This window comes from Pseudomonas sp. NFACC08-1, from assembly GCF_900106735.1.
GTDB lineage: Bacteria > Pseudomonadota > Gammaproteobacteria > Pseudomonadales > Pseudomonadaceae > Aquipseudomonas > Aquipseudomonas fluorescens_Q.
The window spans coordinates 438016-464733 of record NZ_FNNL01000004.1; the positions used below are offsets into that span (position 1 = coordinate 438016).

Annotated in this window: 25 protein-coding genes and 2 pseudogenes; 9 read left to right on the forward strand and 18 right to left on the reverse strand. The window is 62.1% G+C overall.

Annotated elements, in window-relative coordinates:
* Positions 1-152 precede the first annotated feature (152 nt).
* Positions 153-2231, forward strand: a complete 2079-nt coding sequence (locus BLU76_RS11805) for a putative bifunctional diguanylate cyclase/phosphodiesterase (protein WP_092222801.1) — start codon at positions 153-155, stop codon at positions 2229-2231.
* A gap of 6 nt (positions 2232-2237) precedes the next feature.
* Here the strand turns inward: BLU76_RS11805 and BLU76_RS11810 are convergent, their stop codons facing one another.
* Positions 2238-3341 (reverse strand): DNA alkylation repair protein, encoded by a 1104-nt coding sequence (locus BLU76_RS11810; RefSeq protein ID WP_092222803.1) that lies wholly within the window; start codon positions 3339-3341, stop codon positions 2238-2240.
* Positions 3342-3592: 251 nt separating this feature from the next.
* Between BLU76_RS11810 and BLU76_RS11815 the strand changes: the two genes are divergently transcribed.
* Positions 3593-3901: an RcnB family protein gene (locus BLU76_RS11815; protein ID WP_092222805.1), complete on the forward strand. Its 309-nt coding sequence runs from the start codon at positions 3593-3595 to the stop codon at positions 3899-3901.
* On the opposite strand, the gene BLU76_RS11820 is transcribed toward BLU76_RS11815, so the two are convergent.
* The gene (locus tag BLU76_RS11820) at positions 3898-4221 is read right to left on the reverse strand and encodes a protealysin inhibitor emfourin (protein ID WP_063320640.1); all 324 of its coding nucleotides are present in this window, start codon (positions 4219-4221) and stop codon (positions 3898-3900) included. The two genes, BLU76_RS11815 and BLU76_RS11820, sit on opposite strands and share 4 nt — an antisense overlap.
* On the reverse strand, positions 4221-5282 hold the full coding sequence (locus BLU76_RS11825; protein ID WP_063320641.1) for a M4 family metallopeptidase: 1062 nt from the start codon (positions 5280-5282) through the stop codon (positions 4221-4223). The genes BLU76_RS11820 and BLU76_RS11825 overlap by 1 nt, the downstream gene beginning before the upstream one ends.
* 318 nt (positions 5283-5600) lie before the next feature.
* Between BLU76_RS11825 and BLU76_RS11830 the strand changes: the two genes are divergently transcribed.
* On the forward strand, positions 5601-5942 hold the full coding sequence (locus BLU76_RS11830; RefSeq protein ID WP_003202944.1) for an FKBP-type peptidyl-prolyl cis-trans isomerase: 342 nt from the start codon (positions 5601-5603) through the stop codon (positions 5940-5942).
* Positions 5943-5955: 13 nt separating this feature from the next.
* Here BLU76_RS11830 and BLU76_RS11835 read toward each other — a convergent pair.
* Positions 5956-7091 (reverse strand): annotated as a pseudogene (locus BLU76_RS11835) (cytochrome P450).
* 82 nt (positions 7092-7173) lie between these two features.
* Between BLU76_RS11835 and BLU76_RS11840 the strand changes: the two are divergent.
* Entirely contained in the window at positions 7174-7929 is a 756-nt protein-coding gene (locus BLU76_RS11840) for an ArsR/SmtB family transcription factor (RefSeq protein ID WP_092144693.1), read from the forward strand.
* A gap of 76 nt (positions 7930-8005) precedes the next feature.
* Here BLU76_RS11840 and BLU76_RS11845 read toward each other — a convergent pair whose 3' ends face one another.
* A complete protein-coding gene (locus tag BLU76_RS11845) occupies positions 8006-8800 on the reverse strand; it encodes an AraC family transcriptional regulator (RefSeq protein WP_092144695.1) in 795 nt (264 codons plus the stop codon).
* Between the two features lie 110 nt (positions 8801-8910).
* Between BLU76_RS11845 and BLU76_RS11850 the strand changes: the two genes are divergently transcribed.
* On the forward strand, positions 8911-9840 hold the full coding sequence (locus BLU76_RS11850) for a DMT family transporter (RefSeq protein ID WP_092144698.1): 930 nt from the start codon (positions 8911-8913) through the stop codon (positions 9838-9840).
* Between the two features lie 176 nt (positions 9841-10016).
* On the opposite strand, the gene BLU76_RS11855 is transcribed toward BLU76_RS11850, so the two are convergent.
* The 5 genes from BLU76_RS11855 to BLU76_RS11875 form a co-directional block, all read right to left on the reverse strand.
* Positions 10017-11036 carry a branched-chain amino acid aminotransferase gene (locus tag BLU76_RS11855; RefSeq protein WP_063320646.1) on the reverse strand — a complete coding sequence of 340 codons (1020 nt, stop codon included), beginning with the start codon at positions 11034-11036 and terminating at the stop codon, positions 10017-10019.
* A gap of 283 nt (positions 11037-11319) precedes the next feature.
* Positions 11320-12705, reverse strand: a complete 1386-nt coding sequence (gene lpdA / locus BLU76_RS11860) for a dihydrolipoyl dehydrogenase (RefSeq protein ID WP_092144700.1) — start codon at positions 12703-12705, stop codon at positions 11320-11322.
* 3 nt (positions 12706-12708) lie between these two features.
* On the reverse strand, positions 12709-13980 hold the full coding sequence (locus BLU76_RS11865) for a dihydrolipoamide acetyltransferase family protein (protein ID WP_092144702.1): 1272 nt from the start codon (positions 13978-13980) through the stop codon (positions 12709-12711).
* Complete coding sequence (locus BLU76_RS11870; RefSeq protein WP_063320649.1) at positions 13981-15039, reverse strand: alpha-ketoacid dehydrogenase subunit beta; 1059 nt, start codon at positions 15037-15039, stop codon at positions 13981-13983.
* Position 15040: 1 nt separating this feature from the next.
* On the reverse strand, positions 15041-16276 hold the full coding sequence (locus tag BLU76_RS11875; RefSeq protein ID WP_072341991.1) for a 3-methyl-2-oxobutanoate dehydrogenase (2-methylpropanoyl-transferring) subunit alpha: 1236 nt from the start codon (positions 16274-16276) through the stop codon (positions 15041-15043).
* Positions 16277-16469: 193 nt separating this feature from the next.
* Between BLU76_RS11875 and bkdR the strand changes: the two genes are divergently transcribed.
* A complete protein-coding gene (gene bkdR / locus BLU76_RS11880; protein ID WP_003202929.1) occupies positions 16470-16958 on the forward strand; it encodes a Bkd operon transcriptional regulator BkdR in 489 nt (162 codons plus the stop codon).
* A 151-nt stretch (positions 16959-17109) separates the two neighbouring features.
* Here the strand turns inward: bkdR and BLU76_RS11885 are convergent, their stop codons facing one another.
* The gene (locus tag BLU76_RS11885; protein WP_092144704.1) at positions 17110-17973 is read right to left on the reverse strand and encodes an MBL fold metallo-hydrolase; all 864 of its coding nucleotides are present in this window, start codon (positions 17971-17973) and stop codon (positions 17110-17112) included.
* A gap of 137 nt (positions 17974-18110) precedes the next feature.
* Here BLU76_RS11885 and BLU76_RS11890 point away from each other — a divergent pair.
* From BLU76_RS11890 to BLU76_RS11900, 3 genes and pseudogenes are all read left to right on the forward strand, one after another.
* Positions 18111-18594 (forward strand): annotated as a pseudogene (locus tag BLU76_RS11890) (TSUP family transporter).
* A 185-nt stretch (positions 18595-18779) separates the two neighbouring features.
* Entirely contained in the window at positions 18780-19451 is a 672-nt protein-coding gene (locus BLU76_RS11895; RefSeq protein WP_170867293.1) for a delta-60 repeat domain-containing protein, read from the forward strand.
* Between the two features lie 11 nt (positions 19452-19462).
* Positions 19463-20071 (forward strand): hypothetical protein, encoded by a 609-nt coding sequence (locus BLU76_RS11900; RefSeq protein ID WP_092222809.1) that lies wholly within the window; start codon positions 19463-19465, stop codon positions 20069-20071.
* Positions 20072-20084: 13 nt separating this feature from the next.
* Here BLU76_RS11900 and BLU76_RS11905 read toward each other — a convergent pair whose 3' ends face one another.
* The 7 genes from BLU76_RS11905 to BLU76_RS11935 all read right to left on the reverse strand — a co-directional run.
* A complete protein-coding gene (locus BLU76_RS11905; protein WP_092144708.1) occupies positions 20085-20954 on the reverse strand; it encodes an aldose 1-epimerase in 870 nt (289 codons plus the stop codon).
* A gap of 196 nt (positions 20955-21150) precedes the next feature.
* Positions 21151-22431, reverse strand: a complete 1281-nt coding sequence (locus BLU76_RS11910; RefSeq protein WP_092144710.1) for a TRAP transporter large permease — start codon at positions 22429-22431, stop codon at positions 21151-21153.
* Positions 22431-22958 (reverse strand): TRAP transporter small permease, encoded by a 528-nt coding sequence (locus tag BLU76_RS11915; protein WP_092144712.1) that lies wholly within the window; start codon positions 22956-22958, stop codon positions 22431-22433. The genes BLU76_RS11910 and BLU76_RS11915 overlap by 1 nt, the downstream gene beginning before the upstream one ends.
* 75 nt (positions 22959-23033) lie before the next feature.
* The gene (locus tag BLU76_RS11920) at positions 23034-24002 is read right to left on the reverse strand and encodes a TRAP transporter substrate-binding protein (RefSeq protein WP_092144714.1); all 969 of its coding nucleotides are present in this window, start codon (positions 24000-24002) and stop codon (positions 23034-23036) included.
* A 58-nt stretch (positions 24003-24060) separates the two neighbouring features.
* A complete protein-coding gene (locus BLU76_RS11925) occupies positions 24061-24966 on the reverse strand; it encodes an SMP-30/gluconolactonase/LRE family protein (protein ID WP_092144715.1) in 906 nt (301 codons plus the stop codon).
* 42 nt (positions 24967-25008) lie between these two features.
* A complete protein-coding gene (locus BLU76_RS11930) occupies positions 25009-25830 on the reverse strand; it encodes an NAD-dependent epimerase/dehydratase family protein (protein WP_092144717.1) in 822 nt (273 codons plus the stop codon).
* A gap of 312 nt (positions 25831-26142) precedes the next feature.
* The coding region (locus tag BLU76_RS11935; protein WP_139211596.1) for an OprD family outer membrane porin at positions 26143-26718 on the reverse strand (576 nt) is incomplete at its 5' end.

Here is a 26718-nt window from a genome sequence, read left to right on the forward strand (position 1 = left end):
CCTTCTGCGAGGGGTGGTGTCTTTCGTCGAAAATATTCCAGCGTTGATGGCTTTTTGATATTTGGTTCGTGCGTCCCTGTCACGATTAAGTACAATCGCCGGCCTTCAACCGGGCATGGAAGCAGTCCGGTCTCCAGTTACGAGAAAAAAACATGCTCATCGGCAGTTATTCCCCCGCCCTTGTTTCGATTTCCTTGTTTGTTGCTGTGCTGGCTTCCTATACCGCCCTGGACCTGGCCGGGCGGATCGCGACCGCCCAGGGGCGCGCCGCGCATTTGTGGATGGCCGGGGGCGCGCTGGCGATGGGGGTGGGGATCTGGTCCATGCACTTCATCGGCATGCTTGCGTTCAGCTTGCCGGTGGAGCTTGGCTACGACGTATCCATCACCGCGCTGTCGCTGCTGGTCGCGATTCTTTCCAGCGGTTTTGCCTTATGGCTGGTCAGCCAGCCGCGATTGCCGGCGTGGCAACTGGCGTTCGGCGCGCTGATCATGGGCGCCGGGATCAGCACCATGCACTACACCGGCATGGCCGCACTGCGAATGCAGCCAGGCATCGACTATGACCCGACACTGTTCGGGGCTTCGTTGGTGATTGCTGTCGGCGCTTCGGCGGCGGCGTTGTGGATTGCCTTTCGCCTGCGCCAGAACACGCCCCACGTGCGTCTGGCTCGTGCAGGCGCTGCGGTGGTCATGGGGGTCGCCATCGTCGGCATGCACTACACCGGCATGGCCGGGGCGCGGTTCAGCGACGGCAGTTTCTGTGGCTCCCTGGACGGCTTGAGCGGCAAGGGCCTGGACAATCTGGTGTTGATCACCACCCTGGCGGTGCTGGCCATCGCCTTGTTGACGTCGATTCTCGATGCGCGCCTGGAAGCCCGTACTGCGGAGTTGGCCCAATCGCTGACCCTGGCCAACCGGGAACTGACCCAGTTGGCCCTGCACGACCCCCTCACCGGACTGCCCAACCGGGTATTGCTGGCTGATCGTATCGACCAGGCCATGCACCGGGTGCAAGAGCAGGGTGGCTGCTTCGCCCTGATGTTCATCGACCTGGATGGTTTCAAGCCGGTCAACGACGCCTTCGGTCACCACATGGGCGATTTGTTGCTGCGGGACGTGGCCCTGCGCCTGCGTGAGGACCTGCGCAGCCAGGACACCCTGGCGCGGATCGGCGGTGATGAGTTCGTGCTGCTGGTGCAACTGGCTGAACCCGACGACGCCTTGCGATTGGCGGCACGTCAGGTCGGCCTGATCGCACGCACGTTCCGGGTGGCTGAGCATGACTTGCAGATCTCCGCCAGCGTCGGTATCGCCCTTTACCCTGGCAACGGCCAGAGCGCCGACGAACTGTTGATGAACGCCGACGCGGCGATGTACCACGCCAAGGGCGCCGGCAAGAACGGCTACAGCTTTTTCGACGCGTCGATGAACAGCAACGCCCGCAAGCAATTGCAGTTGCTGCAAGACTTGCGCATCGCCGTCGAACAGCGGCAATTCAGCCTGTACTACCAGCCCAAGTTCGATGCCGCCAACGGCCAGCCAGTCGGCGCCGAGGCCTTGTTGCGCTGGAGCCATCCGACCCAGGGCCTGTTGATGCCCGACACCTTCATCGACCTGGCGGAAAAGACCGGGTTGATCATCCCCATCGGCGAATGGGTGTTGAACGAAGCCTGTCGGCAGATGCGTGAATGGTACGTGCTCGGTTATACCGATTGGCGCATTGCGGTGAACCTGTCGGCGTTGCAGTTCTGCCATATCGGTTTGGTGCAGAGCGTGGCCAAGGCCCTGGAAACGCATCAGCTGCCGGCCAACAGCCTGACCCTGGAAATCACCGAAACCACCGCGATGAGCGATGCGGACGCGAGCATGACGGTGCTGCAACAGCTCTCGGACATGGGCGTGGACCTGTCCATCGACGACTTCGGCACCGGCTATTCGAGCCTGATGTACCTCAAGCGCCTGCCGGCCAACGAGCTGAAGATCGATCGCGGCTTTGTGCGTGACCTGGAGCACGACAGCGATGACGCGGCGATCGTCTCGGCCATCGTCGCCCTCGGCCAGGCCCTGGGCCTGCGGATCGTCGCCGAAGGTGTGGAGACCGATGTGCAACAAGACTTCCTGACCCAGTTGGGCTGCGATTCGCTGCAGGGCTATCTGCTGGGGCATCCACTGCCGGCTGAGCGGTTCATCCACGACATTCGCCAGGCACAACGGGTGGCGGTGGGCTGAGCCACTTCAAGGCACGATGTCGAACGCCGTGCTGCCAAGTCGCTCGCCGTTGACCAGCAGGTGCACGGCATGCCGGCCCGCGTAGTGTTTGCGCGTGGTCAACTCGCGAATGTGCTGGGAGCGGCTGAGGTTGACGCAACCCTGGGCGGGCAGGTCGAAGGTCTTGAGCTTGAAGACTTTGGCCGAGGTGCCGCCCGAGGCTTTCACGTAGTCGACGGCATAGTCGATCACCAGGCGTTGGCTCTGCCCGAGGGTTGATTGCACCGTGAAGGACAGCGTGACCTGTTCCCCCAGGCGAATCACCGCAGGCGTCACTTGCAAATCCAGCACCTGGACCTGTGCCTTGCCGCCGACCCCGATGACGCCCAACGCCCTGGGGTTGCCTTGTTTGATCAGGCTGCGCAGCGCGTGCCGGGCGATCCATGCCGTGTGGCGGTCTTGCAGCGGCCAACCTTCGATCTGGTCCAGCACCCAGTCGGGATGCTGCTTGGTGACGTCGTTGAGGTGGTTGGCCACGGATTTGCGCACATAAAGGCTATCGTCGGCCTTGAGCGTGTCGAGGATCGCGGCGGCGAGGTCAGGGTTGGCCTGGATCGGCTCCAGGTGAAACGACCACGGCAAGCGTGGCCGGCTGCCTTCGCTGGCCAGGCGGCGTACGTGCTCGTTGGCGTCCAGCGCCCAGTCGTGCATGACCTTGAGGGTGCGTTCCAGGTCATCGCGCAGGAAGTGCCGCACGGCGAACTCCGACGAGCCGAACCGGGTGAAATACTTGAGCGCATCCAAAGACACGTCGAAGCGATGCCGGCCATAAGACGCCACGTAGTGTGGCAGGAACATGCTGACGAACATGCTGTTCAGACGCGGGGCCAGGGCGCGCAGCACTTCCAGCGAAGCTTCATAACCGAGCGGCAGCACCGCATGTAGGCACTCACTGACCCGGGCCATGCGCTGCATCACCGACAACTCGGCCAGCCCGTCGTTGGCCATGTGCAAGAATGCCTTGGCGTCGAATGCCGGATACACCGTGCGCATTTCGCTGGCGATGTGTTCCAGGCGGGCGCTGTTGAAGATTTCCTTGAGGGCAGGGGAGGCAGTGGTCGAAGTCGTCATGGCGAGGTCCGTCGTGCAGGGCTTGTCACTATATCCCGTGGCGAGGGAGCTTGCTCCCGCTCGGCTGCGCAGCAGTCGTAACCCCCGTGAATGCCGTACCGCTGAATGACCGCGTCGCCTGGATTGGGGCTGCTGTGCAGCCCGGCGGGAGCAAGCTCCCTCGCCACGGGGTACAGTTTCCAGGAATTAAGGAATGATTCGCCGCCCGCGAAGTCCCAGATTCAGTCCCTCGAATAACTGGAGTTTTTTCTATGCGCAAACCCACCCTGATCGCCAGCCTGGTCCTGATCGCCGGCCTTGGAGCCCTTGGGCCTGTTGCGCAAGCGGTCGAGAAAACCGGAGACGCCCTGGAGCATTCGCCGAGCAATGGCCGCAGGCTGGTGGAGAACGACCGGGTCCCGGCGGACTACCAGCGCGCGGACAGGGCCATGAAAGACTGGAAACAGAAGGAACTCGAGCAACCGACAAACGAGCAGCAATGGGTGCAGATCGACGACAAGTACTTGCTGATCGAAACCGTATCCGGCGCCATCGTCAAGATCGTGCCGGCCACACGCTAGAGCACTTCGCCCTTGTCCCACAGGTGAACCAGCTCGCCGGGTGCCTGGTCCTCAGGCACCTGCAGTACCATCTCGTCATCCTGGTCGTTGGCGCGATAGCGCACCTCGATCTGGAAAAAACGCTGGTCGCCGCGCCCAGGCGTGGAGGACGTCAGTGGCAGGCAACCCTCCAGGACCGAACAGATGCGCGTGCGCTGGTCGAGGTCGCACTGGGCGAATTCGATTTCCCGTGGCCGGGTCAGCGCATGGATGGCGGCCACGCCACCCTGGCGCGACAGCCGTACCACGGCTTTGTCGTCGAGGTCTGGAAGGGTTTTCATCAGCTCTCCTGTGTCAGGTCGACGCCGACCTGGGCCCAGCCGTTCTGCACCGCTTGCACTTCCCGCGTGCCGAAGCGCTGGCGGGCGTGCTCGACGGTCAGGCGGGCGAAGGCGCTGAAGGACGCGTCATTGGCCAATCTTCGGTCGCACAAGGTTTCATACCAGATCCGGCCGGCCTTTTCCCAGGCAAATCCGCCCAGCGTGGTCGCCACCAGATAAAAGGCCCGGTTGGGAATGCCCGAGTTGATGTGCACGCCGCCGTTGTCTTCACGGGTAATCACGAATTCGCGCATGTGCGCCGGTTGCGGGTCCTTGCCCAGCAACGGGTCATCGTAGGCGCTGCCGGGGTTGGACATGCTGCGCAGGCCGTCGCCGTTGATCTTGTCGGTGAGCAGGTCGGCGCCGATCAGCCAGTCGGCCTGGTCGGCGGTCTGTTCAAGTACGAACTGCTTGACCAGCACACCGAACACGTCGGAGATGGATTCGTTCAGCGCACCGGACTGGTTGGCGTAGATCAACCCGGCTTCGCTTTCGGTGACGCCATGGGCCAGCTCGTGGGCCACCACGTCCAGGGAACGGGTGAAGCGCTGGAAGATTTCACCATCGCCGTCGCCGAACACCATCTGCGCGCCGTTCCAGAAGGCGTTTTCATAGCCCTGGCCATAATGCACGCTGCCCACCAGGGCGAAGCCTTTGTTGTCGATGGAGTCGCGCCCCAGCACGTTCCAGAAAAAATCATAAGTGGCGCCGAGGGCGTCGTAGGCTTCGTCCACGGCCGGGTCGCCACTGGCCCGCTGGCCTTCCAGGCGGACCGGCTGGCCGGGCAGTTCCATGCTGTTCTGGGCGTCATGCACGCTGCGTTGCGGCTGTCCGGCCTTGCCGGGCTTGGGCAGCTTCGCGGCGGCGGGAAGGTTGCCGGGCGGGCCGGGGTTGTGCCGTAGGCTGCGCACGTGGGTCAAGGTGCCGAGAGCGCTGGAGCGTTGCTGTTCGGAGCCGTGGGCGATGATGCGATTGAGGATGTATGGCGGAATGAAACCGTGGAGCGGACGAGAGTCGAACATCAGAAAATCCTTATCTGAAATGCAGGGTCGATACCCATGTGAACCGAAGAGGCCGTCGCGGTTCCCTATTGCACGAATAGCCTGATAAAACATAACTCCATACGAATCTATGGGACTGTTTGGTCTGGGGGACATGGGACCTGTGGCGAGGGGATTTATCCCCGCTGGGTTGCGGAGCGACCCCCAGGAATTTCTATATGTCCGTAGCGTCCGGGAGCGCTTCGCACTCCAGCGGGGATAAATCCCCTCGCCACAAGGGATTGCCAGATGCCTGGAATTCTGCGAAAACCCGGCGCTTGAATGACACGGACAGATCCCATGAATGAAGAACTGCAAATCATCGACCTGGAACAGGGCGATGGCAAAAGCGTAGTCAAAGGTGCGCTGATCACCACCCAATACCGCGGCACCCTCGAAGATGGCACCGAATTCGATTCGTCCTACAGTCGCGGCAAGCCCTTCCAATGCGTGATCGGCACCGGTCGCGTCATCAAGGGCTGGGATCTGGGCCTGATGGGCATGCAAGTCGGTGGCAAGCGCAAGTTATGGGTGCCGGCGCACCTGGCCTACGGTGAGCGGTCCATGGGTGCCCACATCAAGCCCAACGCCAATCTGATCTTTGAAATCGAGTTGCTGGAAGTCCTGACCCGGGACGATTGATGGGCTGAGCGGGTCATGGCCTGTCGGTACGTGATCGCTCGCTGAACAGCGGGATGCGGCCGTTGACGGAGGGGCGATAGCGCCAGGTCAGCTGATCCAGTGGCGGTTGCTGCTCGATAATCGCCGCCAGTGTGGCGCGGGCGATGTCCATCGCCAGGGTTTGGCCTGGGCATTCATGGCGCCCGCTGCCGAAGCTGAAACTGCGGCGGTTCGGGCGGTCGAGCAGCAGGGTGTCTGGTCGGGGGTTGAGTTGCGGGTCGCGGTTGGCTGAGGCCAGCAGCACCAAGACCACCTCCCCAGGGTTCAGCGCAGTGCCGAGGATTTCGCAGGGCGCGGCGACGAAGCGGCGAGTGTTTTGCACCGGCGGGTCGAAACGTTGGACTTCGGCCAGCAATGAGTCGACCTGTGTGGGGGCGTCCCGCAGCGTCCGGCGCAACGCTGGATCGCCGATCAGTGCCAGCAACGCGTTGCCAATCAGGCCCGCGGTGGCTTCATAGGTTTGCGAGAACAGCCCGATCAGGTTGGCGATTTTACTGTCCGGATCAGCGCCTTCGAAGCCTTGGTCAATGCCCCGCAACACAGCGTTGTCCTGCGCCTCTATCCGCGCCTGGAATAAACTGGCCAGTTGCTCGCTGGCCTGGTGCGCCGCGTCCAACTGCTGTGCTTGGCTCAACGGCGACAGGCCGGCGACGAAGTCTGCGGTCAATTCGCTGACCCGGTGACAGTCCGTCGGGCTGAAGCCCAGCAACGCCGCGACCACGCTGGCCGGCCCGATGAACTGGGCCTGGTGCAGGCCTTCGGGGCCCCCTTGGAGAACGCGGGCCCTGACCAGTGCCTCGACCTGCCGGTGGGCGATGTCCTGCAACCGCGGCGCAATCGCCGCCCTCGGGCAACGCTGCTGTTCCCCTTCGTTCATGCGCATCAGGTGTCCGAACACCCGCCCGGCCGGCCCCTCGGCGATGGCTTTTGGCACCGGCTCGTGGGCCGGACGCAATGGCAATCGGGATGGTGCAGCACCGCGCACACGGCCTCGGCGCTGCTGGCGATCCACAGATTCAGCCCGGGGTCGAAGGCCAGCCCGCCGGCAGCGCGCAGGGCGGCATAAAAAGGATAGGGGTCGGAATGTGTCGCGGCGGTGATCGGGTCCATGAAGCGCGGCCTTGTTCGTGATGGAGAAAGTGTTGCTACTATCTCCAGTCGATGCATGGCTTGATTCGTCGGGGAGCGAAATATGAACGCAGAGCACCATGACCTGGGCGTGTCCCAAGTGGCGGCGGCCATTGCCGAACCGGCGCGCACCCGGATGCTGTGCGCGTTGATGGATGGCCATGCCCGCACCAGCACCGAATTGGCGAGCATTGCCGAGGTCAGCGCCTCGACCGCCAGCGCCCATCTGGCGAAACTCAAGCAAATGGCCTTGGTGCGCTTGCATGTCCAGGGCCGTCATCGTTATTACAGCCTGGCCGACCCGCGCGTCGCCCAGGCACTGGAGGCACTGATGGTGATCGGCCAGAGCGCCGCACCGACTTTCACCCCGCGCACACCGGATCGCCTGCAATTTGCCCGCACCTGTTACGACCACATGGCCGGCACTCTGGCGGTGCGCCTGCATGACCGGATGATTGAGGCTGGATGGCTGATAGAGGTGGAAGGCGATGGCTATCGGCTGAGTGATTCCGGCGAGGCGGTGCTCGAGGGCTTGGGCATCGATGTCCTGCACCTTGCCACGCAACGCCGTCGATTCGCCTGCCCCTGCCTGGATTGGAGCATGCGCCGCCCCCACCTGGGCGGTGCCTTGGGCGCGGCGTTGCTGCAAGTGGCGATCAAGCGCAAATGGGTGATCCAGGACCTGGACAGCCGGGCGCTGGGAGTGACGGCCAGTGGTCGCCGGGAGATGGCGGGGCGGTTTGGGGTCAGTGCCGAAATCGATGTCAAGCCCGCCTCCGTCATCGCGAGCAAGCTCGCTCCCACAGTGGGCCTGCGCTGAACACAAGACCCATGAACACCCAAGATCCCCGGTGGCAGCGAGCTTGCTCGCGATAGCCGTTTCAGCACCACCCACATCATCCAGCCATATGCCGGCGCCGATACTCCTCCGGCGTGGTGCCCATCATTTTGCGGAACATGCTGATGAACGCCGAGGCGCTGCTGTAGCCCAGGTCCAGGCCGATGGTTTCCACGCTCTGGCCACGTTCGAGCAGGGCCAGGGCCTCGATGACTTTGAGACGTTGGCGCCATTCCACCAGTGACATGCCCAGGTCCCGCTGGGCCCGGCGCATCAGCGTGCGCTCGGTGGTGTTGGCGGCGCGGGCCAGTTGCGGCAAGGAGCGCGGGTCGCTGGGGTTCGCTTCCAAGGCCCGCAGCACGGGGCCCAGCAGTGGATCGTCCGAGGAGGGCAGGTAGCTGCCGGCGTGGGGCGCTTGCGCCAGCTTGTCCACCAACACCTGCAGCAAGCGCTGCTGCTCGGGCGTCTGCGGTTGGCTCGGTGGATCGCTGCGCAGCTCTTCCAGCAGGGCACGGATCAGCGGGCTCAAGGTCAGCGCGCAGGGTACGGCCGGCAACGCGTCGCACAGTTCGGCGGCCAGGTACAACGAACAATGGCAGGCCTCATGCCGATTGAAGCCAACGTGTTCCATGTCCGGTGGCAACCAGATGCCGTACTGCGGTGGCGCCAGGTAATGGTGTTGGGCGATCTCGATTTCCATCACGCCACTGTAGGAGTAGACGAACTCACCCCAGGCATGTCGGTGCCGGGGGTAAGTGGCATGGGCCGGCATGCAGGCGCTGCGAAAGAAAATCGGCGAGGGCAGGACCGCTTCGAACGGAGGAATCTTCAGATGTTGGGCTGGAGGCTGCATATCGACCGCAATGGCGGATTACCGGGATGGCTTGTCGGGTAATCACTATATCCAGCAAAGGTGCCAGGTAGACAATCCTTTCCATCTCTTTCTGTCCAAGGACCGTTCCCATGACCACCCGCCGCGCCCTGGATGGCCAGGTCTGCGCCCTGATGACCGGCCTCTGTGCCATTTGGGGTTTCCAGCAAGTCGCGATCAAGGCCGGCGCCGCCGACATGGCGCCGATGCTGCAGTTGGGCGTGCGCTCGGCCATCGCTGCGGTACTGGTCTGGTTGTTGGTGCTGGTGCGCGGTGAACGCCTGTCCCTGGCCGATGGCAGTTGGCGTCCGGGCATGCTGGTGGGATTGTTGTTTGCCCTGGAGTTCGTGATGGTGGGCGAAGGTCTGCGGCATACGACGGCTTCGCACATGGTGATTTTCCTCTACACCGCACCGATGTTCGCCGCCCTCGGCTTGCACTGGAAACTGCCTAGCGAACGCCTCAAGCCGGCGCAATGGCTGGGCATCGCCGTTGCCTTCGGCGGGATCGTGGTGGCTTTCAGCGGGGGCTCGGGCGCGGCGAACGGCAGTTCGTTGCTCGGTGACGGCATGGGCTTGCTGGCCGGTGCGCTGTGGGGCGCAACCACGGTGACGGTACGCTGTTCGCGGTTGACGAATCTGCCGGCCAGCCAGACGCTGCTTTACCAACTGGTTGGCGCCGGGATGCTGCTGATCGGAATGTCGGTAGCCCTGGGGCAAACGACGATCAACCCCACGCCACAACTCATTGCCAGCATGGCGTTCCAGGTGTTGCTGGTATCCTTCGCCAGCTTCCTGATCTGGTTCTCCCTGCTGCGCCACTACCTCGCTTCGCAACTGGGTGTGCTGTCGTTCATGACGCCGCTGTTTGGCATCGGTTTTGGCGTCTGGTTGCTGGATGAGCCGCTGGAGCCGAACTTTATCGTGGGCGCGGTTCTGGTGCTGGGCGGGATCTTGCTGGTCAGCGGTTATGGATGGTTTCGCCAGCGTTGGGGGCGATGGCCGGTTTTGCGTCGAGAGTAGTGGGGGCAGATCCATGTGGCGAGGGAGCTTGCTCCCGCTGGGCTGCGCAGCAGCCCCAAACCAGGCAACCCGGCCATTCAGACAGATCGCGTTTACCGGGTTGCGACTGCTGCGCAGCCGAGCGGGAGCAAGCTCCCTCGCCACAAAAGCTCCCGAGTGCTACAGGTGGGCTTGGATCAAACCTTGACGATCCAACCCGCTGGCGCTTCCACGTCACCGGTCTGCACGCCGGTCAGCTCTTTGTAGAGCTTCTGGGTGATCGGGCCGACTTCGGTTTCGCTGTGGAACACGTGCAGCTTGTCCTTGTAGCTGATGCCGCCAATCGGGGTGATCACCGCAGCGGTACCGCAGGCGCCGGCTTCCTTGAAGTCCGACAGCTTGTCGATGAACACGTCGCCTTCGATCACTTCCAGGCCCAGGCGCGATTTGGCCAGTTCGATCAACGACAGGCGAGTGATGCCCGGCAGGACCGAAGGGGAGTTGGGCGTGACGAATTTGTTGTCGTGGGTGATACCGAAGAAGTTGGCCGAGCCGACTTCCTCGATTTTCGAGTGGGTCATTGGGTCCAGGTAGATGCAGTCGGCGAAATTGGCCTTTTTGGCCTGGGAACCGGGCATCAGGCTGGCGGCGTAGTTGCCACCGACCTTGGCCGCGCCGGTGCCTTGTGGGGCGGCGCGGTCGAAGCTGGAGATCAGGAAGTTGTGCGGGGTCAGGCCGCCCTTGAAGTAGGCGCCGACCGGGATGCAGAAAATCGAGAAGATGAACTCGGGTGCGGTGCGCACGCCGATGTTGTCACCCACGCCGATCACGAACGGGCGCAGGTACAGCGCGCCGCCGGTGCCGTAAGGCGGGATGAAGCGCTCGTTGGCGCGGACCACTTGCTTGCAGGCCTCGACGAACTGCTCGGTGTCGACGTGCGGCATCAGCAGGCGGGCGCAACTGCGCTGCATGCGGGCGGCGTTCTGGTCCGGGCGGAACAGGTTGATGGAGCCGTCCTTGCAGCGATAGGCCTTCAGGCCTTCGAAGCACTGCTGGCCGTAGTGCAGGGCGGTGGAGCCCTCGCTGATGTGCAGCACGTTGTCTTCGGTCAGGGTGCCCGCGTCCCAGGCACCATCGCGCCAGTGCGACAGGTAGCGCTTGTCGGTCTTGATGTAGTCAAAGCCCAGTTTGTCCCAATTGATGCTCTCGTTACCCATGACACCCTCTATTGCTTAACAACCGTCGAAACGGTTCAAGGCTTCTGACGTTTTTTGGATGGGGACAACAATACTTCATTCCGGGGCTGTTTCGCAGCCCGCTCGATAGGTGACAGGCAGATTTTCTGCCGACTCCCCCGTGGCGAGGGAGCTTGCTCCCGCTCGGCTGCGAAGCAGTCGTCACCCGGCCAACGCGGTGTGACTGACCGATCCCAGTGCTCGGATAGGGGCTGCTGCGCAGCCCAGCGGGAGCAAGCTCCCTCGCCACAGGTGAAACGCATGCCTACAGATGCAACGCATGCCCCAACGCCCGCAACGCCGCTTCCTGCACGGCCTCGCCCAGCGTCGGATGGGCGTGGATGGTGCCGGCGATGTCCTCCAGGCGCGCGCCCATCTCCAGGGATTGGCCGAAGGCGGTGGACAGCTCCGACACGCCGACGCCGACCGCTTGCCAGCCAACGACCAGGTGATTGTCACGTCGCGCCACGACCCGGACGAAACCGCTTTTCGATTCCAGGGTCATGGCCCGACCGTTGGCGGCGAACGGGAAGCTCGACACAATGCAATCGAGCCCGGCCGCCTTGGCTTCGTCCGGCGTCTTGCCGACCACCACCAGTTCCGGATCGGTGAAGCACACCGCGGCGATGGCCGTTGGGTTGAATTCCCTGTGCTGGCCGGCGATCAGCTCGGCGACCATTTCACCCTGGGCCATGGCTCGGTGGGCGAGCATCGGTTCACCGCTCAGGTCGCCGATGGCCCAGACGTTGCGCATGCTGGTCTGGCAGCGCTGGTCGATTTTCACCGCCGCACCGTTCATCGCCAGGTTCAACGCTTCGAGATTCCAGCCCTGGGTGTTGGGTTTGCGACCCACGGCCACCAGTACCCGGTCAGTGTCCAGGTTCAGCGTGTCGCCAGCGGGGTCACGCACTTGCAAAGTGCTGGCCTGGGCATCGAACCCTTCGACGCTGTGCTTGAGGTAGAGCTTGATGCCCAATTGCTTGAGTGCTTCGTGCACCGGTTGGGTCAGTTCGCCGTCGTAGGCCGGCAGGATCCGTTCCTGGGCCTCGACCACACTGACCTCGGCGCCGAGCTTGCGGTAGGCGATGCCCAGTTCCAGGCCGATGTAGCCACCGCCGACCACCACCAGGTGCTTGGGCACCGAGGTGGGGGCGAGGGCTTCGGTGGAGGAAATGATTGGCCCGCCCACTGGCAGCATCGGCAGGTCGACGCTTTTCGAACCAGTGGCCAGCAGCAGGTGTTCGCACTGGATGCGGGTGTCACCGACCTCGACCGTCTTGCCATCGATCACCTTGGCCCAGCCGTGAATGACCTGGACCTTGTGCTTCTTCAACAGCGCCGCGACGCCGGTGGTCAGGCGATCGACGATGCCGTCCTTCCATTCCACACTCTTGCCGATGTCCAGGCTCGGCGCCGACACCGTGATGCCCAGGGCCGAGCCCTGGCTGTGGTGCCGCGTCTGGTGGAACTGTTCGGCCACGTGAATCAAGGCCTTGGACGGAATGCAGCCGATGTTCAGGCAGGTCCCACCCAACGCCTGGCCTTCCACCAGGAGGGTCGGGATGCCCAGTTGACCGGCGCGGATCGCCGCCACATAGCCGCCGGGGCCGCCGCCGATGATCAGCAGCGTGGTGTTCAAAGTCTGTTGCATGCCTTACTCCACAAACAGCGTTGCGGGTTGTTCGAGCAGGCCGCGCAGGGCCTGGATGAATTGCGCCGCGTCCATGCCGTCGACCACCCGGTGATCGAAGGAACTGGAGAGGTTCATCATCTTGCGGATCACGATCTGCCCCTTGATCACCACCGGCCGTTCGACGATTTTGTTCACCCCGACAATGGCTACTTCCGGCAGGTTCAGCACCGGCGTGCTGACGATGCCGCCCAATGCCCCAAGGCTGGTCAGGGTGATGGTCGAACCGGACAGCTCATCGCGACTGGCCTTGCCCGTGCGGGCCGCCGTTGCCAGGCGCGAAATTTCCGCCGCGTTGTCCCACAGGCTGCGGGCTTCGGCGTGGCGCACCACTGGCACCATCAGGCCAACGTCGCTCTGGGTTGCGACGCCCACGTGCACCGCGCCTGAGCGGTGGATGACCTGGGCTTCGTCGTCGTAGCGGGCGTTCATTTGCGGAAAATCGCGCAGGGCCACGACCAACGCACGAACCAGGAACGGCAGCAAGGTCAGCTTGCCGCGACTGGCGCCGTGTTTTTCATTCAGATGCACCCGCAGCTCTTCCAGGGCCGTGATGTCGATTTCCTCGACGTAGCTGAAATGCGCGGCGCGTTGAGTCGCCTCCTGCATGCGCTGGGCGATCTTGCGGCGCATGCCGATCACCGGGATCTGTTGCTCATCGTGGCGCTCGGCATAGCCCGAACCGCCCTTGGCCTGGACCGACGGACCTTGGGCCAGATAGGCCTCGAGGTCTTCGTGCAGGACCCGCCCGGCCGGGCCGCTGCCCTGGACCAGGCGCAATTGAATGCCCAGGTCCAGCGCGTGTTTGCGCACGGCCGGCGACGCCAGTGGACGCTCGTCGGGATCGCGGGCCACAGGCGCTTGCGGGGCGCAGCGCGGCGCGGCGGTTTTTTCCAGTACCGGTTCAGGTGTCGCCACGGGTGCCGGCTTCGGTGCCTGCGCAGCCGGCGCTGGCGTTGGCGCCTGTTGGGCCGATTCTTTCAGGTTACCCGCACCTTCGACTTCAATGCGGATCAGTTCGCTGCCCACTGCCATGACTTCACCGGGCTCGCCACCCAGAGCGATGACCCGGCCATGCACCGGTGAGGGGATGTCGACCATGGCCTTGTCGGTCATGACATCGGCCAGTACCTGGTCTTCGACCACCATGTCGCCGACCTTGACGTGCCACACCGACAGTTCAACTTCCGCGATGCCTTCGCCGATGTCCGGCATCTTGATAACGTGCGTGCCCATTCAGACCTCCATGACCCGTTTCAACGCCGCGCCCACACGGGACGGCCCTGGGAAATACGCCCATTCCTGCGCGTGCGGGTAGGGGGTGTCCCAACCGGTGACACGCTCGATAGGCGCTTCCAGGTGGTGGAAGCAGTGTTCTTGCACCAACGCCACCAGCTCGGCGCCGAAACCGCAGGTGCGGGTGGCTTCGTGGACGACCACACAGCGGCCGGTCTTCTTCACGGATTTGACGATGGTCTCCAGGTCCAGCGGCCAGAGGCTGCGCAGATCGATGACTTCGGCGTCGATGCCGGTCTCTTCGGCAGCCACTTGGGAGACATAGACCGTGGTGCCGTAGGTGAGAACCGTCACGTCCTTGCCCGGACGGGTGATGGCGGCGACGTCCAGCGGCACGGTGTAGTAACCGTCTGGCACTTGGGCCGAGGGGTGTTTCGACCACGGCGTTACCGGGCGGTCGTGGTGGCCGTCGAATGGGCCGTTATACAGGCGCTTGGGTTCGAGGAAGATCACCGGGTCATCGTTTTCGATGGAGGCAATCAACAGGCCCTTGGCGTCGTAGGGGTTCGAAGGCATGACGGTGCGCAGGCCGCAGACCTGGGTGAACATCGCTTCGATGCTCTGGCTGTGGGTCTGGCCGCCATAGATGCCGCCGCCGCAGGGCATGCGCAGGGTCATCGGTGCGGTGAACTCGCCGGCCGAGCGATAGCGCAAGCGCGCCGCCTCGGAAATGATCTGGTCCGACGCCGGGTAGACGTAGTCGGCGAACTGGATCTCGGCGACGGGCCGCAGGCCGTAGGCGCCCATGCCCACCGCCACGCCGACGATGCCGCTTTCGGAAATCGGTGCGTCGAACACCCGCGAGGTGCCGTACTTGTTCTGCAGGCCTTCGGTGCAGCGGAACACGCCGCCGAAGTAACCCACGTCCTGGCCGAACACCACGACGTTGTCGTCGCGTTCGAGCATCACGTCCATGGCCGAGCGCAGGGCCTGGATCATGGTCATGGTGGTAGTGGTCATGGCGGTATCCAGCGCAATATTGGTGTTGTGATCGTTCATCTCAGATCCCCAACTGCTGACGCTGGCGCTTCAAGTGCTCCGGCATCTCTTTGTAGACGTCTTCGAACATGGTCGCGGCGCTTGGAATCTGCCCGCCAGCGAGGGTGCCGTATTGCTCGGCTTCCTTCTGCGCGGCCATCACCTCGGCTTCGAGTTCAGCGGTAACGGCGGCATGTTCCTCTTCGGACCATTGGCCGATCTTCACCATGTGCTGCTTGAGACGGGCAATCGGATCGCCCAGCGGGAAGTGGCTCCAGTCGTCGGCGGGACGGTATTTCGAAGGATCGTCCGAGGTGGAGTGCGGGCCGGCGCGGTAGGTGACCCATTCGATCAGCGCCGGGCCGAGGTTGCGGCGGGCACGTTCGGCGGCCCAGCGCGAGGCGGCGTAGACCGCCATGAAGTCGTTGCCATCGACCCGCAGCGAAGCGATGCCGCAACCGACGCCGCGTCCGGCGAAGGTCGTGGCTTCACCGCCGGCAATGGCCTGGAAGGTGGAGATCGCCCACTGGTTGTTGACCACGTTGAGGATCACCGGCGCCCGATAGACGTGGGCAAAGGTGAGGGCCGTGTGGAAGTCCGATTCGGCGGTGGCACCGTCACCGATCCAGGCCGAAGCGATCTTGGTATCGCCCTTGATCGCCGAGGCCATGCCCCAGCCCACGCCTTGGATGAATTGCGTGGCGAGGTTGCCGGAGATGGTGAAGAAACCGGCGTCCTTGACCGAGTACATGATCGGTAACTGCCGGCCCTTGAGCGGATCGCGCTCGTTGGACAGCAGTTGGCAGATCATGCCCACCAACGGCACTTCGCGAGCCATCAGGATGCTTTGCTGGCGATAGGTGGGGAAGCACATGTCATCGATGTTCAGCGCCAGGGCCTGGCCGCTGCCGATGGCTTCCTCGCCGAGGCTCTGCATGTAGAACGACATTTTTTTCTGGCGTTGGGCGACCACCATGCGGTTGTCGTAGATGCGCGTCTTGAGCATGGCGCGCATGCCTTTGCGCAGGATGTCGAGTGGCACGTCTTCGGCCCATGGGCCGTGGGCATTGCCTTGGTCGTCGAGCACGCGAATCAGGCTGCGGGCCAGGTCGGCGGTGTCGGCGGGTTCGACGTCGATGGAAGGTTTACGCACCGTGCCGGCATCGGACAGATGCAGGTAGGAAAAGTCGGTCTTGCAGCCGGGACGGCCCGAGGGTTCGGGAACGTGCAGGCGTAGCGGTTCGTACGCTGGGTTCATGGCTTTCTACGCTCGATCTTGTGAATTTCTTGTAGTGGGCGCGCTAGCTGACGAATTTCCCCGGGTACGGGAAATTGTCCTACAACAATCATAGGCTCGACGCAGAAGAATATTTTTCTCTGTTGGCTTGCTGTTCAGATCATTTGCAGATAAAAAATCTGCACAACGATAAAAAAACAGGATTATTTGTCTCATGCGTAAATTGGATCGCACCGACATCGGCATTCTGAACAGCCTTCAGGAAAACGCCCGTATCACCAACGCCGATCTCGCCCGTTCGGTCAATCTGTCGCCGACCCCGTGCTTCAACCGTGTCCGGGCCATGGAGGAGTTGGGCGTGATCCGCGAGCAGGTCACTTTGCTCGACGCCGACCTGCTGGGGCTGCACGTCAACGTGTTCATCCATGTGAGTTTGGAGAAGCAGGTGGAAGAGGCGCTACAGCATTTTGAAGAGGCGATCTCCGACCGCCCGGAAGTGATGGAGTGCTACCTGATGGCAGGCGATCCGGATTACCTGATCCGTGTGCTGGTGCCGACCATCCAGTCGCTGGAGCGCTTCATGATGGACTTCCTGACCAAGGTCCCGGGCGTGGCGAACATCCGCTCCAGCTTTGCCCTCAAGCAAGTGCGCTACAAGACTGCGCTACCGTTGCCGGCCAATGGGTTGACCTTGGGGACCTGAAGATCAAATGGTTTTTGAGGGCCGCTTCGCGGCCCAGCGGGAGCAAGCTCCCTCGCCACGGGGATGGGTGGCTGGCGAGCCGGTAGCCATCAAGCACCGTCCTGTGGCGAGGGAGCTTGCTCCCGCTGGGCTGCGCAGCAGCCCCAAGCTTCTAAAGCTGATTGATCGGAATTTTCAGATAGGTCACGCCATTGTCCTCGGCCGGCGGCAGGTGGCCGGCCCGCACATTGACCTGGATCGCCGGCAACAGCAGCGTCGGCATGCCCAGCGTCTTGTCGCGCTGGGTACGCATGGCCACGAACGTGGCTTCATCGATCCCATCGCGCACATGAATGTTGTGCTGGCGTTGTTCACCCACGGTGCTCACGCACTGGGGCTCGCGCTCATCCGGTGGATAGTCGTGGCACACGTAGAGCCGCACGTTGGCGGGGAAGGCCAGCAGTTTGCAAATCGAGGCGTAGAGTTGATGGGCGTTGCCGCCGGGAAAGTCGCAGCGGGCGGTGCCCACGTCCGGCATGAACAGCGTATCGCCTACCAGGATCACGTCGCCATCGATCAGGTAGGCCATGTCCGCCGGAGTGTGGCCGGGCACATGCAATGCGGTGGCCTTGAGGTTGCCTATGAAAAACCCTTCGTCGGCGGCGAACAGATGATCGAACTGGGAGCCGTCGACGGCAAACTGCGGTTCAAGGTTGAACAGCTTCTTGAAGACTTGTTGGACCTCGCCGATGGCTTGGCCGATGGCGATCTTCCCTCCCAGCGCCTTGCGCAAGTAAGGCGCGGCGGATAAGTGATCGGCGTGGGCATGGGTCTCCAGCAGCCATTGCACCGTCAACCGGTGTTCGCGCACGAAGGCGATCACCCGCTCGGCCTGAGCGGTGCCGCTGCGGCCCGAGGCCGGGTCATAGTCCAGCACCGGGTCCACCACCGCGCACTGCCCTCCATCGTCTTCATAGACGACGTAGGTATAGGTCTTCGAGGCGGGGTCGAGAAAGCTTTGGATCTGCGCGGGCATGACAGCGAACCTGTACGGGAAGAAGCGGTTGCAACGCTTGAGGTTTACAACATAGGGTCCGCAGCTTAGTGAGGGCCGAGGTGTCCTGCAAATGCGATCGCACCTGACAACAGGTGTGCGCGGCTTGAGAGAGTTTTATGGTTCCGGCAGGTTTTTTTGGCGTGATCATGGGGGTGATCCTCGGGCTGACGGGGGCCGGTGGTGGCATCCTGGCGGTGCCGGCACTGGTGCTCGGGTTGGGCTGGAGCATGATCCAGGCCGCCTCGCTGCACCGCCACGCTGTCGGCACTGGGGGCGGTGACGGGCCTGGTATCGGGCTCGCTGGGCGTGGGCGGTGGTTTCCTGATCGTACCGGCGTTCAAGCAACTGACCGACGTGCAGATGCGCGGCATCGTCGCGACGTCCTTGATGGTCATCAGCCTGATTTCACTGATTGGCGTGGTGGGTGCGTTTCATGCCGGGGTGAGCATCGACCGGGTCGGCGCGGTGTTCATCGCGGCAAGCATCGCCGGGATGGTGCTGGGGCGGCGCCTGGCGGCCAGGGTCCCGGCCCGGGTGCTGCAGGTGGGGTTCGCCGGGGTTTGCCTGGGGGGGGCGGTGTTCATGTGGGTGCGGGCGTAGCCAGGATCACGATCCGCCTCATGCCTGATTCCTTGTCGTTCATCGGGGCCCTGTGTTCATCCCAGTCCTGACCGTACGTCCGGGCCTGCTTAAACCTGTCAACTCTGACAGTGGACGGTGAACAGGATCCAGGTAATAAGTCCTCCATTGAGATGGGCAGTACAACCCACATGGAGGATCTGAAAATGGCTAGCGACTCGAAGACCGACACACCAAAGCGGGCCGGCGAATTCGATCCGGAATTCAACGGAGGCCAGATTCTGCTTCTTCCGGGGACGGATGCCGTCGATGTTGCGATAGATTCAGAGGACAGGATCTACGTCGTGGGTGGAACGGCGCTATGGGTAAATGGCGAATATATTATTTCGGCGCTCAATCATGACGGGACGAACCGTGAGGACTTCAATGGCGGCGAGCCAGTCAGAAATACGTTCATGCCGGGTGCGTATAGCCTGGCGGAGCAGGTGGCCGTCCTGCCGGACGGTAAAATACTGATCCTGGGAGTCGTCGATCTGGGCGGCTCGAATTTTGGATTCGCGCTGGCGCGCTACCTTCCCAACGGCACGCTGGATCTTTCGTATGGCGTCAATGGCCACGCGATACCGGTCTTCGATTTCTGCGATGTCGTCATTTCGAGGAATGACCTCAATGCCGACGGCAACGAGCCAACCTATCTCTATACGGGGAAAACTTATCTGTCCCTTTACGGAGGACGCACATACATCTCGGGTCTCGCACTGACCGTGGGGGCGCGCAAGGCAGTTACGTTACTCATGTGCTTGGACGGGACGGCAATCTCGTTCAGGCGTTCGGAAACAAAGGCGGCGCGGTCATTGAGCATCCCGAGCATCATTTGAATGCGCAAAGCATGCTGGTGACAAACGACTACATATATTTAGTGGGGTACATCCAGCGTAACCCTCGTAATTACAAGGTTTGGGTGCGTGTGCGACTGGATGGCCGTCTCGACACCCATTTTGGCAAGAGAGGATTTATCACGGATATGGGCCCTGGCTTCCACGTTGGCGCGGGAAACTTCCATGCGGTCGCGTTACATGGCAACCTGAAACTCCTCGGTGCCGGCTCATCGCCCAACCAACGGTTTGTCGCTCATGCAACGCTGGAAAGTATCGACAAGGATGGCGGCAAAGACCCTGACTTCAACGATGGCGAACTCGTTGTGACCACTATAGGTCTGGGGTCCATCTGGTTCGATTGTGCAATTCAGTCGGACGGGCGCATCGTAACCTGTGGCAAAACCGGCCCGGAGATTGAAGAGATGTTGGTTGGGCGCTATCTACCCAGTGGACGCCTGGATACTGGCTTCGGTGATCACGAAGGCTGGACACAATTCAGGTTGAAGGATGAGGTAGACAACCCCGTATTGGCATTGGATTCCAATGATGATGTTGTCGTAGCCGGTCGATATTTCGACGACCTGAGCGCGATACCTTTCGTATTTCGGTTGAAGGGCTGAGTCGCCCTGGTTTTTATATCAACCGGCACTGCATCAAGAATCCCAGCGCCACCGATTGCCCTTGCTCCAGCAAGCGCAACCCCGGTCGCCCCGGCAGGTGATGGGCGTTGACCGGGTGGCTGACCGGTTCGATGCAAAAGAAGTCCAGGCCCACGGGGCAGTAGAGCAGGAAGTAATCGCAGCCGCTGGCCCGGCACTCCAGTTCATAGCCTAGGTCCGGCTGCTGGATCAGGCATTGCCCGTCCCAACCGCCGAAACCGTTGTCGACAAGCGTGTCCGGCAGTAAACGGAGCGCCTGGAAATCCCAGTGTTCAGGAATGTGGGTCAGTTCCGTGGGCAGTTTCGTGGCATCGCACATCCAGACCTCGCTGGCGCGGGTTTGCAGGCGCGTGGCGGGGGTGCGTGGAAAGTATGGATGCAAGCCCAGCCCGTGCCACGCGGCCTGTTCGGCCATGTGGGTGACGTGCATTGCGAGCTGCAACTGGCCGCCGCTCAGACCGACCCGCAGGCTGGCGCGGTAGGCGAACGGCTGTTGGCTGTCGAGTTGCAGCAACGCTTCCTGGGCACTGTGCTCGATCACCTGCCACGGTTGTTGCCACGCACTGCCATGGATCGGAAACGGATCGTTGGGGCTGTTGGCGTCCAGGGCCAGCCAGCCGCCGGGACAGTCGAAGCCGCCGTGGGCGATCCGGTTCGACCAGGGAATCAACGGGAAGCCGCCGAGCTTGCCAGGCAGGCCGTTTTCCAACGCGTGGGGCGCTGGCGGGCGCAGTAGCGGGGCGCCGTTACTGCGCAACGTCCAGTCGACCAGGCTGGCGCCCAGATGCGGGGCCAGGGTGAGACGAGTCAGTTCGTCTTCGAGGTGGAGAAGGGGTGGCGTCATGGTGGTTGTCTGCTGGATTGAAAAGCAGTGAGGGGAATGCAGATTTTGTGTGGACGCTGTTGTGGCGAGGGAGCTTGCTTCCGCTGGACTGCGAAGCAGGCCCAAGTTCTTTGTTTCAGCACAAATTTTTGGGGCGGCTTCGCCACCCAGCGGGAGCAAGCTCCCTCGCCACAAGGGGGCTTGCTGGTTGATGGGATTACAACACCAGATGCGGCAACCACAGGGAAATGGCGGGCACATAAGTCACGAGCATCAGCACCAGGAACAGCATGGCGTAGAACGGCAGCAGCGCCTTGACGGTGCTTTCGATGCTGACCTTGCCGATGGCGGAACCGACAAACAACACCGCGCCCACCGGCGGGGTGATCAGGCCGATGCCCAGGTTCACCAGCATGATCATGCCGAACTGCACCGGGTCCACGCCGATGCCCACGATCACCGGCATCAGGATCGGCGTCAGGATCAGGATCAATGGCGCCATGTCCATCACGGTGCCCAGCAGCAGCAACATCACGTTGATGCACATCAGGATCACGTAGCGGTTGTCCGACAGCGTCAGGAACGCGGTGGTGATCTTCGCAGGGATCTCCATCAGCGTCATGATGTAGCCGAAGCTGGCGGCGAAGCCGATCAGGATCATCACGATGGAGATGGTGCGCACCGTGCGGTGCATCAGCTTCGGCAACTCGCTCCACTTGTAGTCGCGATAGATGCACATGGTCACGAAGAACGCCCACACCACGGCGATGGCGGCTGATTCGGTGGCGGTGAAAACACCCGAGAGAATGCCGCCAAGGATGATGAACAGGGTCATCATGCCCCACATGGCTTCCCTGCAGATCTTCAGCGCTTGCTTGAGCGGAATCACTTCACCTTTGGGGTAGTTGCGCTTTTTCGCGAAGACCAGGCACAGCGCCATCAGGCAGAGGTTCATCATGATGCCGGGGACGATGCCGGCCATGAACAGCGAACCGATGGAGACGGTGCCGCCCGCGGCGAGCGAATACAGCACCGCGTTGTGGCTGGGCGGTGTCAGCAGCGCTTGTACCGAACCACTGACGGTGACGGCGGTGGCGTAATCACGCGGATAGCCCCGGCGTGTCATTTCCGGGATCAACACCGAACCGACCGAGGCGGTATCGGCTACCGAGGAACCGGAGATTGCGCCAAAAAAACTCGAGGCCACGAGGTTGACCAATGACAGGCCACCGCGCACGAAGCCTACCAACACGCTGGCGAATGCCACCAGTCGGCGGGACATGCCGCCTTCGGCCATGATCGCACCGGCCAGAACGAAGAACGGAATGGCCAACAACGAGAACTTATTCACCCCGCCCGTTACCTGGATCATCATGGCCTGGAACGGAATATCGATCCACCACGCCCCGATCAGGGCGGCAGCGCCCAACGCGTAGGCGACCGGCATGCCGATCAGGATCAACAACAAAAAACTGCCCAGCAGAATCAGCGCGTCCATTAAGCGGCACCTTCGTTTTCTTCAACCAGGTCGAACTGCACGACCCGACGCTGGCTTTGATCGCCCAGCAAGAGTTTTTCCAGGACAAAAATCAACGTCAGGAAGCCACCGATCGGTATCGGCATGTAGGTGATGCCGACGCGCAGGGTGGGGATGGCGCTCATGAATTGATTCCAGGTGGTCATGCACAGCTTGGTGCCCCAGATGGTCATGAAAATGCACACCGCCGCCATCAAGAGCTGGGTGAAAACCGAAGCCAGGGTTTGCCAATGCGGGGGCAGGCGGCTGGTGACCATGTCCACGGCCATGTGCGAGCCGGAGCGGTAGCTGGCGGCGGCACCGATGAAGGTAAATACGATCATCAGCAAGATGGCGGTGGGTTCCGGCCAGCTTGAGCCGGTACCGAGTACGTAGCGGGCAAACACCCCCCACGGAATCATCAGCGCAACGGCAAGGACAGAAAGGCCGGCCACCCAGATGCAAGTCATGTAAATCGTGTCGTTGATACGCAGCAGCAAATTCTTCATCGGGTTCCACCGTAACCGGGCGCACCTTCAACCGCAGGCGCGCCCAGCCTTTTCATGAGTACAGATTGAGAGGCTTTACTGGACGGCTTCGATACGCTTGATCAGGTCGGCATACGGCGCGCCGTATTTGGCCCGGATCGGCGCTGTGGCGTCGTAGAAAGGTTTCTTGTCGACGGTGATGAACTCGACGCCAGCGGCCTTGAGTTTTTCTTCACTGGCGGCGGACTTCTTGTCCCACAGCACGCGCTCTTCAGCCTGGGCGGCCTTGGCGGCTTTTTTCACCATGTCTTGCTGCTCTGGGGTGAGCTTGTTCCAAGTGATTTTCGACATCACGATCGGCTCAGGCAGGATCAGGTGGCCGGTCAGGCTGTAGTACTTGGCGTTCTGGTAGTGGTTGTGTTCGAGCATGGTCGGCGGGTTGTTTTCCGCGCCGTCAATCACGCCGGTCTGCAGCGCGCTGAAGATCTCGCCGGTGTCCATGGCGATACCATTGCCGCCCATGGCGTTGATGGTCTCGATGAACATCGGGTTGCCCTGTACGCGAATCTTCATGCCCTTCATGTCTTCGAGCTTGCGCACCGGCTTCTTGGTGTAGAGGTTGCGGGTGCCGCCGTCCATCCAGGCCAGAGCCACCAGGCCGAATTCGGAATTGGTGATCCGGTCGAGGATCGCATCGCCGACTTCACCGTCGATGACGGCGCGCATGTGGGCCTGGTCGCGGAAGATGAATGGCATGTTGAAGACGTTCACGTCCGGCACGACGGGGCCGACGATACCCAGGCTGACCCGGGACATCTGGATCGCGCCGGCTTGCATCTGCTCGATCACTTCTTTTTCGGAGCCCAGTACGCCGCCCGGGAAATACTTGAACTTCAGTTCGCCGTTGCTCTCTTTTTCCAGGGTCTTACCCATGGATTCCTCGGCGACCACGGTCGGGTAGCCCTTGGGGTGGATGTCGGCGATCTTGATATCGAGGGCGTGCGCCGCCTGGGCCAGAAAGGCCAAGGGAAGGGCTGCGATCAGAAGTGTACGTTTGAAATTCATGGTCAATCTCCAGTCTTGTTGTTTTTTTATGGCTCATCCAGTGAAGCGGTGAAGCAGATCAGTTCGCGGAGTGCTCCCGTCCTCCGAAAGCAGGTTCAGCCAGGCCCTTGACACCGGGGTTGAGGGCGAACACGCCACCGGCCAGGGACTGCGGGTCGTTGTCGTCACCGGGACGGATCGAGGTGACGAAGAGGGTGTCCAGGCGACTGCCGCCAAAGGCGCACATGGTCGGTTTCTTCACCGGCACTTGCAGTGAGCGGTCCAGACGTCCGTCCGGGGTGAAACGGTGAATCAGCCCGGCATCGTTGGCGCAGATCCAATAGCAACCGTCGGCATCCACCGCGGCGCCATCCGGGCGACCGGCCAACGGCATCATGTCGACGAACAGCCGCCGGTTGGACGGTGTGCCGCTGTCGATGTCGTAGTCGAAGGCCCAGATCTGCTGCACCAGCGGGTGTGAATCGGAGAGGTACATCGTGCGTCCGTCCGGGCTGAAGCCCAGGCCATTGGGCACAATGAAGCCGCTCAGTTGCGCCTCGACCGGGCTGCGCTGGCCTGCCTCGTAACGATACATCCGGCCTACGTCAGCGTTGGCGCCCATGTTCAGCACCATGCTGCCGGCCCAGAAACGGCCCTGGCGGTCGCAGCGGCCATCGTTGAGGCGCATGTCGGTGCGGCTGTGTTCGACGCTTGCGCACAGTTCGCTGTCCAGGCTGCCGTCATCATTGGGGTGCAGGCGAAAGAAACCGCTTTCCATGCCGGCGACCCAGCCACCGTCCTGGTGACGGGCAATGCAGGCGAGCATTTCGGGCGCTTCCCAGCCCTGGAGCTTTCCGCTGCTAGCGTTCCAGCATTGCAGGCCACCGTTGGGAATGTTCACCCAATACAGGGCGTTTTCGTCGGGAACCCATACCGGGCTTTCCCCGACGGCGTTGCGTGCATCGACAATCAATTCGGCTTGCATGGTGATTCCTTTGTGCGTGCGTATCCCATGAAAAACAGCGAATCAGTCGTCGAATGGGCCTGCTGCCACAAAGGCGCCACCCTGATAAACCATGGCCGGGTCATCGGCGGCCGGCATCGGCTGCGCTTCGACCTTGTCGCGGAAAATCTCGGACGTGTCCTTGGGCTGGTAGCCCAGGTGCGCGGCGTGGCTGTTGTCCCACCAGACGTCGCGATTGGCGGACATGCCGTAGACCACGGTGTGGCCAACCTTCGGCGTATAGAGCGAACATTCGATCAGTTGGGTGAGGTCGTCGAAACTCAGCCAGGTGCTCATCATCCGGCGGTTCTGCGGTTCGGGGAACGACGAGCCGATGCGGATGCTGACGGTCTCGATGCCGTAGCGATCGAAGTAGAAACTGGCGACGTCTTCACCGTAGGACTTGGACAGGCCGTAGTAGCCATCCGGGCGGCGAGGGGAGAGAGCGTCGATGGTCTCGTCCTGTTTGTAGAAACCGATGACGTGGTTGGAGCTGGCGAAGATCACTCGCTTGACGCCGTGTTTGCGGGCGGCTTCATAAATGTGAAAGACGCCGCTGATGTTGGCGCCGAGGATTTCTTCGAACGGACGCTCCACCGAAACACCACCGAAATGCAGGATGGCATCGACGCCTTCGACCAGTTGGTGCACGGCCTGCTTGTCCGACAGGTCGCACGGCATCACTTCTTCGCTTTCGTCGATGGCCGGGGCCATGTTGGCGATGTCCGACAGGCGAATGTGACGGGCGAAAGGCTTGAGGCGTTCGCGCAAGACTTTGCCAAGGCCGCCAGCGGCGCCGGTCAATAGGAGGCGATTGAAGGGATGACGAATCTGTGTCGTGGTCATGGCATTACCTGAGCAAACTATGAGAGGTACAGTTGTTATAAGTTGTCGTACGACCTAGAGGAATATCCTTATCCTTCCGTTACCTTGTCAACGTTTGATCGACGAACCGCTCTAAACCGACGTCCTTGCCGCGCTACGAGGATTCCACCGCCCCTGTGGCGAGGGAGCTTGCTCCCGCTGGACTGCGAAGCAGGCCCATAAGATTGCGAAACACGGCGTCTGCTGCGCAGCCGAGCGGGAGCAAGCTCCCTCGCCACAGGTGATTCGGTTAGCCTCAACAAAGCGCTTCGCCCCACGGCGCGCGCTTGCTGCTTACAACAGCGACAGCGGGTAGCTGATGAAAATGCGGTTCTCGTCAAATTCGTTGGTGCTGTAGTCCCGACGAATCGATGCGTTACGCCATTTCACGTTGAGGCTCTTCAGCGCACCGCTCTGTACGGTGTAGGCCAGTTCGGTTTCACGGCCCCATTCCTTGCCGTCGTCAACGGTGGCGGTGTGCACATTGTCGCCGCTGATGTAGCGGTTCATCAGGGTCAGGCCCGGCACGCCGACGGCGGCGAAGTTGAAGTCGTGGCGCAGTTGCCAGGATTTTTCCTTGGCGTTGTCGTAGCTGGAGTTGTAGCTGTCGTTGGCCAGGGTGCCGCCGCTGGTGCCGTTGACGCGCATCCAGGCATCATCGCCGCCGACTTTCTGCAGGCCGACATAAAAGGTGTTGCCGCCGTACTTGGCCGAGAGCATGGCGAACGCGGTTTTGTTGTCCAGGTCGCCGGCCAACGCACTGCCGTTTTCCTTGCCGGTGAAGTAGCCGAGGTTGGCGCCCAGGGTCCAGTCGCCGATGGGCTGGCTGTGGGTCAGGTTGAAATATTGTTGCTGGTAGATGTCGGACAG

Bases quoted from the DNA above. Each gene is read 5' to 3' on its own strand.
- lpdA (WP_092144700.1), bottom strand. From the start codon at position 12,705: ATGCAACAGACTTTGAACACCACGCTGCTGATCATCGGCGGCGGCCCC.
- BLU76_RS11920 (WP_092144714.1), bottom strand. From the start codon at position 24,002: ATGAATTTCAAACGTACACTTCTGATCGCAGCCCTTCCCTTGGCCTTT.
- BLU76_RS11905 (WP_092144708.1), bottom strand. From the start codon at position 20,954: ATGACGCCACCCCTTCTCCACCTCGAAGACGAACTGACTCGTCTCACC.
- BLU76_RS11930 (WP_092144717.1), bottom strand. From the start codon at position 25,830: ATGACCACGACACAGATTCGTCATCCCTTCAATCGCCTCCTATTGACC.
- BLU76_RS11810 (WP_092222803.1), bottom strand. From the start codon at position 3,341: ATGACGACTTCGACCACTGCCTCCCCTGCCCTCAAGGAAATCTTCAAC.
- BLU76_RS11805 (WP_092222801.1), top strand. From the start codon at position 153: ATGCTCATCGGCAGTTATTCCCCCGCCCTTGTTTCGATTTCCTTGTTT.
- BLU76_RS11900 (WP_092222809.1), top strand. From the start codon at position 19,463: ATGCTGGTGACAAACGACTACATATATTTAGTGGGGTACATCCAGCGT.
- BLU76_RS11895 (WP_170867293.1), top strand. From the start codon at position 18,780: ATGGCTAGCGACTCGAAGACCGACACACCAAAGCGGGCCGGCGAATTC.
- BLU76_RS11830 (WP_003202944.1), top strand. From the start codon at position 5,601: ATGAATGAAGAACTGCAAATCATCGACCTGGAACAGGGCGATGGCAAA.
- BLU76_RS11915 (WP_092144712.1), bottom strand. From the start codon at position 22,958: ATGAAGAATTTGCTGCTGCGTATCAACGACACGATTTACATGACTTGC.
- BLU76_RS11910 (WP_092144710.1), bottom strand. From the start codon at position 22,431: ATGGACGCGCTGATTCTGCTGGGCAGTTTTTTGTTGTTGATCCTGATC.
- BLU76_RS11820 (WP_063320640.1), bottom strand. From the start codon at position 4,221: ATGAAAACCCTTCCAGACCTCGACGACAAAGCCGTGGTACGGCTGTCG.
- BLU76_RS11855 (WP_063320646.1), bottom strand. From the start codon at position 11,036: ATGGGTAACGAGAGCATCAATTGGGACAAACTGGGCTTTGACTACATC.
- bkdR (WP_003202929.1), top strand. From the start codon at position 16,470: ATGCGTAAATTGGATCGCACCGACATCGGCATTCTGAACAGCCTTCAG.
- BLU76_RS11885 (WP_092144704.1), bottom strand. From the start codon at position 17,973: ATGCCCGCGCAGATCCAAAGCTTTCTCGACCCCGCCTCGAAGACCTAT.
- BLU76_RS11875 (WP_072341991.1), bottom strand. From the start codon at position 16,276: ATGAACCCAGCGTACGAACCGCTACGCCTGCACGTTCCCGAACCCTCG.
- BLU76_RS11850 (WP_092144698.1), top strand. From the start codon at position 8,911: ATGACCACCCGCCGCGCCCTGGATGGCCAGGTCTGCGCCCTGATGACC.
- BLU76_RS11840 (WP_092144693.1), top strand. From the start codon at position 7,174: ATGAACGCAGAGCACCATGACCTGGGCGTGTCCCAAGTGGCGGCGGCC.
- BLU76_RS11845 (WP_092144695.1), bottom strand. From the start codon at position 8,800: ATGCAGCCTCCAGCCCAACATCTGAAGATTCCTCCGTTCGAAGCGGTC.
- BLU76_RS11925 (WP_092144715.1), bottom strand. From the start codon at position 24,966: ATGCAAGCCGAATTGATTGTCGATGCACGCAACGCCGTCGGGGAAAGC.
- BLU76_RS11825 (WP_063320641.1), bottom strand. From the start codon at position 5,282: ATGTTCGACTCTCGTCCGCTCCACGGTTTCATTCCGCCATACATCCTC.
- BLU76_RS11865 (WP_092144702.1), bottom strand. From the start codon at position 13,980: ATGGGCACGCACGTTATCAAGATGCCGGACATCGGCGAAGGCATCGCG.
- BLU76_RS11815 (WP_092222805.1), top strand. From the start codon at position 3,593: ATGCGCAAACCCACCCTGATCGCCAGCCTGGTCCTGATCGCCGGCCTT.
- BLU76_RS11870 (WP_063320649.1), bottom strand. From the start codon at position 15,039: ATGAACGATCACAACACCAATATTGCGCTGGATACCGCCATGACCACT.